Source organism: Prosthecobacter sp. (assembly GCF_044373815.1).
Lineage (GTDB): Bacteria > Verrucomicrobiota > Verrucomicrobiia > Verrucomicrobiales > Verrucomicrobiaceae > Prosthecobacter.
In genome coordinates this window covers 1-9299 of record NZ_JBIPNG010000260.1, presented here as the reverse complement: position 1 = coordinate 9299, position 9299 = coordinate 1, and the positions used below count along the sequence as shown (strand labels likewise).

The following is a 9299-nucleotide window of genomic DNA, read 5'->3' as shown; positions in this document are numbered from 1 at the left end:
GGCAGTAAACCTGATAGTACTTATCCCAGGCAAAGGGCACGCCGATTTCCTTCTGGTAGAATTCGATGATCTTGCGGGTGTCGGTAAAAGCGTTTGCCGCCTGTGCGGTGTGTGACGGAGGAACCAACATGGCGAGCGGCAGATTTTCCGCCTTATCCTCCAGCTTGTGGAAGTAGCCCGCCGTCATCGCAATGAGGTAGTTCACATGCGGCTTATCCTGCAGCCAATGAAAGGTCGTTAGGCCGTCATTGCCGGGCTTTTCGCTCTGCAGCGTGCCGTTGGAGATGACCTGCATGCCCTTGGGCACATGACAGATGACTTCGCTGGTGAATCGCTCATTGGGGTAATCGTAGCTGGGGAACCAAAAGCGATGCTCCTCCGCCTCGCCCTGGCTCCACACCTGCGTGTCGCCTGCTTTGTAGCCCATCTCCGGCGTGCGGAAATACAGGCCGTGCTCAGGCTGCACTGCCGAATAGGCGACAGTGACCGTCGCCTCTGCGTCTGGTGCAATCGCCTTCGCGAAGGTGATGATGAGTTTGTCTTCCGTGACCTGATGCTCCGCGACCTGCGCACCGGCGGCCGTGATGGAAGTGATCTTCAAGTCCACCGCATCCAGTTCGAGTTTCTCCAAAGGAAGAGCGATCGGTTTGAAATGAAGAGTCGCCGTGCCTGAGATTGTGCGCTTGGCAAAATCCGGCGTCACATCGAGCTTCACATGCAGAATGTCCGCCCGGCGATCTCGTGCATATTTGCGGCCCGGGATGAGCTTCAGCGGCTGCGGCAGGAAATGCTTGTTGCAGTGCAGGCATTCGGTGGAGTCGGCGGCGGCCTCCATGGTCAGCAATCCGACAGCAAGAATGAAAGGGTGGATGCGCATGATGGCGGCGAGCATCCCGAACTCGATGCAGGGTGGCAAGCACAATCAGGAAGGAGTGCCTCCTTGGTGGCGTATTTGGCAGGGACATGCTGACCTTTTCCGACCACAGCCAGGGTTCTTCGCGCCTTCAGCGGCGTGATTTCCTGCGCATTGGTGGCCTGGGGCTGGGCGGGCTCGGGCTGAGTGATCTGATGGCGCTCAAGTCGCTGGCGGCTTCCAAAAAGTCGCTGCTCAAGGACAAGTCGGTCATCTTTTTGTTCATGCACGGCGGGCCGTCGCAGTTTGAAACCTTTGACCCGAAGATGGATGCGCCGTCGGAGATCCGCAGCGTCACGGGCGAGATCAAAACCAAGCTGCCCGGGGTGACGTTTGGCAGCACGTTTGAGAGGCTGGCAAAGCTGGCGGACAAGTTTAGCATCGTGCGTTCCTTCGTCACCGGAGATGCGGTGCACGACATCAAGACCATCGTAGGCAAAGACACGATGAAGGCGAATCTGGGCTCGTTGTATTCACGCATGGCGGGGCCGCTGCGCATAAGCAGCGCGATGCCGACGAATGTGGCGTTGTTTCCGCAGGCGGTTTCAGCCATGGCAGGGCCTGTGATCAAGCAATTCGGCGACTTCACCTCCAGCGGTGAACTGGGGGCGACTTACCAGCCCTTTGTGCCTGGTGCAGGCAGTGGTGCGCAGGCGGACATGACCCTGAGCATGCCACAGAACCGGCTGGATGATCGTCGTACTTTGCTTGCTTCGCTGGATCAATGGAAGCGAACCATGGATGGCAGCCAGTCCGTCGCCGGCATGGCGGAATTTCAAACGCTTGCCTTCGATGTGCTGCGGCGTGGTGTATCGGATGCGTTTGATCTTTCCAGAGAGGACCCGCGAATCATCGCCCGGTATGATACTGCTCCGCTGCTGCCCAAAGACCGCATCAGCACGCAGTGGAACAACCGCGAGCATTATGCCGACAACGCCGCCACGCTTGGCAAGCTGCTGCTCATGGCGCGGCGGTTGTGCGAGCGCGGCTGCGGCTTTGTCACCGTCACGACGAGCTTTGTGTGGGACATGCATGCTGACAACAACAATGCCCCGTGTCGCACGGGCATGGATTACGTGGGACGTCCTTTTGACCACGCGGTCTCCGCCTTGATCGAGGACATTGAATCACGCGGTCTGAGTGAAAAAATCATGCTCGTCTGCTGCGGCGAGATGGGGCGCTCGCCCAAGATCAATGTCAAAGGCGGGCGCGATCACTGGGGCGGCCTGGCACCGCTCATGATTTATGGGGGCGGATTGAAGATGGGCCAGGTCATCGGGCAATCAGCACGCAATGGCGGAGAGCCCGCTTCAGAACCGGTCACAATTCCCGATTTGATCGCCACCATCATGCATACGCTGGTGGATGTGGGGGAGGCGCGAGTGACCGACGGCCTGCCGCCGAGCCTGCTCAGCGTTCTAACCCGTGGCGAGCCGATCCGGGGGCTGGTTTGAAATTCCGTTATGAAATACACACTTCGCCTTCTCTTCTTCCTTGGTTCCATTACGTCCGGTCTCCACGCCGCCGAAAAGCAGCCGACCGTGACCTTTTATGTCTCAGGCGTGGAGTGCGGGAGCTGCGTCTATGTCGTCCAGCAGTCAATCAGTGAAACTAAGGGTGTTGCAGATGCGACGGTCGTGCAGGTGATAGACACTTATGCCAATGTTGTCTTTGACCCGAAGAGGGTGAGCGAGCACCAGGTCGCGCAGGCTGTACGCGAGGCGCTGCCCATTCACGGCAAACCTTATCTGGCAACGCTGAAACTCCATGTGCCGGACTATGCGAAGCATGCCGCGAAAGTGGACAGCCTGTTTGCGCGATGGAAAGGTTGGGTAGAACTGGAGACAGTGGACAAGGCCAAGGGTGAGCTGCTCATCCACTTCCACGAACTCAAAATTGATCCAAAGAAAACCGGTCCGCAGGGCTGGAGCCTCGCGCAATTTGCCACAGCGATGAAGTCACCCGAACCAAACTGTTTGGGGCTTGATTTCACGGTGGAAGCAGAAGGGCCATGACGGGCTTCTGCGAGTCAGGCTCAGGCTATTCCTCGGCCTTCTTTTTCTTCTTCCCTTTGCCATCGCCTTTCTTTTGCCCATCACCTGACGTTGGTTTGATTTCAGCGTCGGCGGCGGGGATGGCGGCACCGAGCTTGGCCTTGATGTCGCTCATGCCGACTTCTTTGGCAAGGTTGGTCCATTCATACGGGTCTTTGGTGTGGTCGTAGAGTTCCTCGGTACCATCAGCATAGCGGATGTAGCGCCAGTTGGCGTCACGCACGGCGTGGTTGCCTTTGCCGTGCGTGCAGACGGCCACGCCGTCCCATTTGGCAGCGGGGTCTTTGAGCAGCGGCATGAGGCTTGCGCCTTTGACATGCTCCGGCACGGGCAGACCGGTGAGCTCGCAGATGGTTGGATACATGTTCAGGTAATCGACCGGTGCAGTACAGGTTGTGCCCGGCTTGGTGACACCAGGGGCGACAATGGCCATGGAGGTGCGTGTGGTTTCCTCCCACAAGGCAAACTTCCGCCAGTGCTCCTTTTCACCCAGATTCCAGCCGTGATCGGTCCACCAGACGATGATGGTCTTGTCTTTGCGGGGGCTTTGATCGAGTCCGTCGAGCAGACGCCCCACCTGGTCATCGAGGAATGAAATCGTGGCGAGATAGGCTTGAACGGCTTTCTTCCATTGGTCGCCTTTGATCACGGCGGCGTGATCGCCCTCGGGGCCGGCCATGCGCACGCCCGCCTTGGGGATGTCATCGAGGTCATGCTCTTTGGTCACCGGCAGCTTGATGTCGGCGAGCGGAAAGCGGTCATAATACTCCTTGGGCACATACCAAGGCAGGTGGGGCTTGATGTAGCCGATGGCGAGGAAGAGCGGCTTGTCCTGCGGCGCGGTCTTGAGCTGGTTGATGGCCCAGTCGGTGGCTTTGTAGTCGCCCATGTCAGAAGGCTTGGCGTCCACCGGCCCCCAGTCAAAGTGGCCGCGGTTGAGGCCGTTCATGTTTTCCTCGTGTTCCTGAATGGAGGGGAACAGGCTCTCCCATTTAGTCCATGAATCGGTGCGTCCTTCGCTCCCATAGCCGTGGTAAATTTTGCCGCCGCCGAGGGTGTTGTAACCGCTGGCGAGAAAGTGGCGGTTGATGGTGAGCACATCCTTCATCACGCCCTGGGCCGGATCACCATTGGTGTAGATCCCCGTCTGCCAAGGGCGCAAACCGCTCATCAGTGCCGCGCGCGAAGGATTGCAGGCCGGTGCGGCGCAATGTGAATTGGTGAACGCCGTGCCTCGGGCCACGAGTCGGTCGATGTTCGGAGTTTTCGTCTGCGGATGGCCACCGAGATAGGTGACCCAGTCGTTCAAGTCATCGACGGCGATGAAGAGTACATCGGGTTTCGATTGAGCGACCGCAGCAGAGCTGAGCAGCAGGAACAGGGCGAAGAAACGATTCATGGCCCGCCTTGAACGCGGTCATGGTCAGCCTCTTGCAGTGAAGCTTTGCTCAATCGTCATCCTTTTCCAGACGATAGAGGGCTCCATCTTGAGAGAGCAGTACGGGTTCTCCATCGAGATCTGCCGTGACGAGGGTGGGGTTGAACTTATGCTCCGGGTCCTTGCGGTGCAGAACGCTGCGGCGGACGGGCAGGCCGCTGGCGGGATCGATGCCCAGTGCCCAGACGCTGCCGTAGCCCCAGTCGGCGAAGACAAACGCGCCGTCGAGCTGCGGCAGTTTTTGGCCGCGGTAAAGAAGGCCGCCGACGATGCAGATGCCTTCGCCACGCATGCGGGTGTAGGCATGCACGGGGTCGGTGGTGGGCGTGTTCGGGAGATAGCTGTGTGCGTGGAAGGCGCTCTTTGCGGGGCCGTCACGATCACTCCAGCCGTAGTTGGCACCGCTTTCCACTCGGTTGATCTCCTCCCAGAGGTCTTGGCCGACATCCGCGCACCAGAGCTGGCCGGAGCGTGCGTCAAAGGAGAGGCCCCAAGGATTACGAAAACCGAGGGCGAAAATTTCAGGACGCACGGTCTGCACTTTGGTGAAGGGGTTGTCCTCGGGAATCGCGTAGGGCAGCTTGCCGCTGCGGCCGTTCACATCGATGCGGAGGATTTTGCCATGCAGGACCCAGGGGTTTTGCGCCATCCGATAGGGGTCATCACGCAGGCCACCGTCACCGAGCGCAATATAGAGACAACCATCCGGCCCGAAGGCGATGTGACCGCCCCAGTGATCTGCCAGCGGCTGGGGAATCTCCATGAGCACGCGTTCCGTCTCCGGCAGTGCATCAGGGGTGGAGTCTTTGGAGGCGCGCATCTCGCTGATCACGGTGCGGCGGGGTTCGTTTTGCGAGTAGCTGAGGTAAAACAGCCGGTTCTCAGAAAAGCGGGGATGAAAAGCGATGCCGTGCACGCCTTCCTCGAAGAGCACTAGGCCCTTCATTTTTTCACGGAAATCGAGAAAGGGCCGCCACTGGCCGCTGCCGTCCAGCCGCACAGCGCAGAATTCACCCCGCTGCATGGCAATGACCTGCTCTCCGCCGGCATCCGGCATGGAGGCCAGCATGACTGGGGAGTCGAACTCACGGTCAAAGGCGAGTTTGCGCAGCACGATTCCCGGCATCGGCTCTTCCGGGAGTTCCTGCGGCGGGATTTCCGGCGCTGCTGGGACGGGCAGGGGGGAGCCGATTTCTGGAATGGCCGGGTAGCTGGAAGCTGGCATGAAAAAGGCCGCCAGCGTCAAGGCGGGTAGCCAGAAGCGGTGGGGTAAGAAAATTTTCATCGGGAGGTTGGGAATTCTGACTGCATGGACCATGCCATCCTGACAGCCATGGATCTAGTTTTGCTCGAATTACGTGGGAAGAATGCAGGAAGCATGAGATTTTCTGCAACATGATTGCCCGCTATCCATGCGCCCTTTGATTCGTGGCCTGACCCACGTCCGGACGTGCTGGCTGGGTTTACGAGCCTGATTCCATCGGCGGGGAGTGGGACATACGTGCGACAGGCGGCGGCAGACACACGCGAGAAACTTTTTCCACGTCTTGCACTCCTCCCATGGCATGCCAAAGATGGGTGCTCCTTTACGATGAGCGACCCAATCAGTCACGAGTGCGGCATAGCAGTGGTGCGGCTGAAAAAGCCGCTAGGATACTTCTATCAAAAATACGGCAACGCCCTCTACGGCTTTGACGCCCTGCAGGCCATCATGACCAAGCAGCGCAACCGTGGCCAGGACGGCATGGGCATCGGCTGTAGCAAGCTCGGCATGCCCCCCGGCCTCCCATACATGTTCCGCATGCGGAGCACCGAGAGCGTGGAACGCATCGGTCAAGTCTTTGAGGATGAACGCAAAGAGTTCAAACGCATCGCCCGCCGCATCGACAAGCAGCGCAAGGATGAGCGCGACCAGGAAGGGAAGGAATTCGTGTCTTTTGAGGACGATCCGGACGCCATCAAGCGCGAGTTTGAGATGGCCGGGGAGATTTACATCGGCCACCTGCGCTACGGCACCAGCGGTGACTTCGGCAAGGGCGCGCTGCATCCCTACATGCGCCGCACCACTTGGCCCACCCGTACGCTGATGGTGATGGGGAACTTCAACCTCACCAACACCCGCGAACTCAACGAGGTGATGATGAAGCGCGGGCAGCACCCCGTCTTCGGCACGGACACGCAGAGTGTGCTGGAAGAAATCGGCTTTCAGCTCGATGAGGCGCACACCAAGCTTTACCACGTCCTGCGTGACTCGGGCATGCCCGGGGAAGACATTCCGCAGCACATCAGCGAGCAGCTGGACGTGACTGAAGTGATCAAAGAGTCCGCCAAACGCTGGGATGGTGGCTACAGCATCGTCGGTGTCATCGGCAATGGTGACCTCTTCGCCATGCGCGATCCCAGCGGCATCCGCCCCTGCCACTATTACGAGAACGACGAGATCTTTGCCATGGCTTCCGAGCGAGTAGCCTTGATGTCCGTCTTTGGCGTCAATGAAGAGGACACTCATGAGATCCCTCCGGCGCATGTGGCCGTGATCAAGGCGGATGGTGGTATGACCATCCAGAAGTTCACCGAGCCGCGTGAATTCAAGCCCTGCTCGTTCGAGTGCATTTATTTCTCACGCGGCAACGACTCCGCCATCTACCACCAGCGCAAGGCGCTCGGTGAGCAGCTGGTGCCGCAGGTGGTTAAGGCCATCGACAACGACTTCGAGCACACCGTGCTCAGCTTCATCCCAAACACGGCTGAGACGGCCTACTTCGGCTTCCTCGACGGCCTGCGAAAGAGCCGACGTGTTGTTGTCAAAGAGGCGCTGGTGGACATGCTCAAGAGTGGTGAGTTTGACGAGGCCAAGCTCGACGATTTGGTGCTGCGCAATTGGCCGCGAGCCGAAAAAATCGCCCTCAAGGATATCAAGATGCGCACCTTCATTGCCCAGGAGACGGGGCGTGATGCACTCGTGTCCGGCAGCTACGACATCACCTACGGAGTTGTGACCTCCAAGGACAACCTGGTGGTCATCGACGACTCCATCGTCCGTGGCACCACGCTGAAGAAAAGCCTGCTGCGCATTCTGGCCCGTACGAATCCGAAGCGCATCATCGTGTGCTCCACCGCGCCGCAGATTCGCTATCCCGACTGCTATGGCATCGACATGGCCGAACTCGGCAAGTTTATCGCCTTCCAGGCCGCCATTTCACTCCTGCGTACGCGTGGCATGTCGAACATCGTGCATGAGACTTATCTGGCCTGCAAAGCCGAGATGAAGAAGCCGAAGGAAGAGATGCGCAATGCCGTGAAGGCCATCTACGCGCCATTCACCGACGAGGAAATTTCCGCACGCATCGCCCAGATGATCAGTCCTGAGGACACACCGTGGCATGGCACCGTCGAAGTCATCTACCAGACCATTCCCGACCTACACAACGCTCTCGGTGCCGAGTACGGCGACTGGTATTTCAGCGGTGACTATCCGACTCCCGGCGGCTATTCAGTGGTGAACCAGTCCTTCATCCTCTACTGCGAGGCCAAGGATGGCCGGGCGCATGAGGCGCTGCTGTAAGTGAGGTGGCTTGGCCCGCCTTTTGACTATCAAACCACGCCAAACGCGCACACTTCGTTTTTGTTCGCGCAGAGTCTCGTCAGGTGAAACTCCGCGCAGAGTGGCGGCGCTTCGCGTTTGAGGATGTCGAGCAGCGGATACTCATCGTGGCCTTTGAATTTGATCGTGACGATGAAGTTGCGCATGCGCTTCTCGCGCAGCCATTCGAGCAGCAGATCGATGCTGCGCTGCGGTGCCGCGATGACATCACAGACGAGCCAGTCCACCGTTTGCGGTGGCTTGTATTTGAAGGCGTCGGCAACTTGGAAATGCAGGCGCGGATTGCGCATCAAATCCTCACGTAGCTCTGAGCGGTCGATGGCAATGACGTTCGCTCCGCGCTGGATGGGCACATAGCTCCAGCTTCCCGGTGAAGCACCGAGATCGACACAGGTCTGCCCGCGCTCGATCTGGCGTCCCAGACGCTGCTCGGACTCCACCAGTTTTGTGAAGGCACGGGAGGGGGCGCTTTTGTCATCGGCCAGTGGCACTTCGCCGCGTGGGAAGCTCGAAATCAAACTGCGCAGAGCATAAGGCTGCGGTGCGAGCGAGGTGGAAAGCCAGCCGGTTTCGGGGGAGGTGAGAATGCACTGCACCAGGGAGGTTTGCGCATCAAAGACAGCATCCGAATCGAGCAGAGAACGCAGCAGCTTTCTGCGCCGCTTTTTCAGGCGCTCTACCAGGCTGGCATGGATCAATTCACAGCGATGCTGCCCGGCTTTGCCTTCACCGTATTGAGGCCAGAGATGCAAACGCCAAGGCTGGTCATCGGGAAAGATGCCAGCGGTGGCTTCGATGATGCGGTCCGCCCACGCATTGATGGAAGCGGCATGGATTTCAACGGCGTCAGGCAGTGTCTGGCGCGCGAAGGCGAGCAGCAGTCCTTCCAGCTTCAGATCCGCAGCGATGCCGAGGCCTTCGATTTCGCGTTGTGCAGCATCCGGTGCGGCGCGGCGCAGTTCATCGGCGAGGAACGGCGATGTATCAGGTTCAGCGAGGAAAAGATGCACGCTAGGCTCGAACGATCATGGTTTGGCAGGCGCTGGCTTTGCCGGTGTTGCCTCTTTGAAGGGAGACACGAAACCGAGCGTGGACGGCAGGAAGTCATCGGTGCGGAAGCAGGAGGCTGGCAAGCCCTCGGCATTCATGAGACTGGCACCTTCTGGCCAGCTGGCCCAGGCATAGCGCACACCGATCGGCTGCTGCACAGCGTCGCTCCAGACAACGACTTCGCTGCCTTCGATCTTGGCTTTGGCCCATACCCACTTCTGATCGGCTCCGGCGATTTGG

At 59.2% G+C, this 9299-nt stretch carries 7 protein-coding genes and 1 pseudogene; 3 read left to right on the top strand and 5 right to left on the bottom strand.

Annotated elements, in window-relative coordinates:
* Positions 1 to 892, bottom strand: a pseudogene (locus ACIREA_RS19515) (hypothetical protein); the annotation flags it as partial.
* 71 nt (positions 893 to 963) lie between these two features.
* On the opposite strand from ACIREA_RS19515, the gene ACIREA_RS19510 reads away from it, so the two are divergent.
* On the top strand, positions 964 to 2367 hold the full coding sequence (locus tag ACIREA_RS19510) for a DUF1501 domain-containing protein (RefSeq protein ID WP_397384016.1): 1404 nt from the start codon (positions 964 to 966) through the stop codon (positions 2365 to 2367).
* A 9-nt stretch (positions 2368 to 2376) separates the two neighbouring features.
* Positions 2377 to 2928, top strand: a complete 552-nt coding sequence (locus tag ACIREA_RS19505; RefSeq protein WP_397384015.1) for a heavy-metal-associated domain-containing protein — start codon at positions 2377 to 2379, stop codon at positions 2926 to 2928.
* 25 nt (positions 2929 to 2953) lie between these two features.
* On the opposite strand, the gene ACIREA_RS19500 is transcribed toward ACIREA_RS19505, so the two are convergent.
* Positions 2954 to 4366 carry a sulfatase gene (locus tag ACIREA_RS19500; protein WP_397384014.1) on the bottom strand — a complete coding sequence of 471 codons (1413 nt, stop codon included), beginning with the start codon at positions 4364 to 4366 and terminating at the stop codon, positions 2954 to 2956.
* Between the two features lie 49 nt (positions 4367 to 4415).
* Positions 4416 to 5690 (bottom strand): PQQ-dependent sugar dehydrogenase, encoded by a 1275-nt coding sequence (locus ACIREA_RS19495; protein WP_397384013.1) that lies wholly within the window; start codon positions 5688 to 5690, stop codon positions 4416 to 4418.
* A 306-nt stretch (positions 5691 to 5996) separates the two neighbouring features.
* Here ACIREA_RS19495 and ACIREA_RS19490 point away from each other — a divergent pair, with 306 nt between their 5' ends.
* Positions 5997 to 7970: an amidophosphoribosyltransferase gene (locus ACIREA_RS19490; protein ID WP_397384012.1), complete on the top strand. Its 1974-nt coding sequence runs from the start codon at positions 5997 to 5999 to the stop codon at positions 7968 to 7970.
* 29 nt (positions 7971 to 7999) lie between these two features.
* Here ACIREA_RS19490 and ACIREA_RS19485 read toward each other — a convergent pair whose 3' ends face one another.
* Together ACIREA_RS19485 and ACIREA_RS19480 are read right to left on the bottom strand one after the other, a co-directional pair.
* Positions 8000 to 9019, bottom strand: a complete 1020-nt coding sequence (locus ACIREA_RS19485) for an SAM-dependent methyltransferase (RefSeq protein ID WP_397384011.1) — start codon at positions 9017 to 9019, stop codon at positions 8000 to 8002.
* A gap of 15 nt (positions 9020 to 9034) precedes the next feature.
* Positions 9035 to 9299 (bottom strand): hypothetical protein (locus ACIREA_RS19480; protein ID WP_397384010.1); only part of this gene is annotated, 265 nt, incomplete at its 5' end.

What these genes read in the sequence shown, in the direction of transcription:
- ACIREA_RS19500 (WP_397384014.1), bottom strand. Translation starts at nt 4,366, where the DNA reads ATGAATCGTTTCTTCGCCCTGTTCCTGCTGCTCAGCTCTGCTGCGGTC.
- ACIREA_RS19510 (WP_397384016.1), top strand. Translation starts at nt 964, where the DNA reads ATGCTGACCTTTTCCGACCACAGCCAGGGTTCTTCGCGCCTTCAGCGG.
- ACIREA_RS19495 (WP_397384013.1), bottom strand. Translation starts at nt 5,690, where the DNA reads ATGAAAATTTTCTTACCCCACCGCTTCTGGCTACCCGCCTTGACGCTG.
- ACIREA_RS19490 (WP_397384012.1), top strand. Translation starts at nt 5,997, where the DNA reads ATGAGCGACCCAATCAGTCACGAGTGCGGCATAGCAGTGGTGCGGCTG.
- ACIREA_RS19505 (WP_397384015.1), top strand. Translation starts at nt 2,377, where the DNA reads ATGAAATACACACTTCGCCTTCTCTTCTTCCTTGGTTCCATTACGTCC.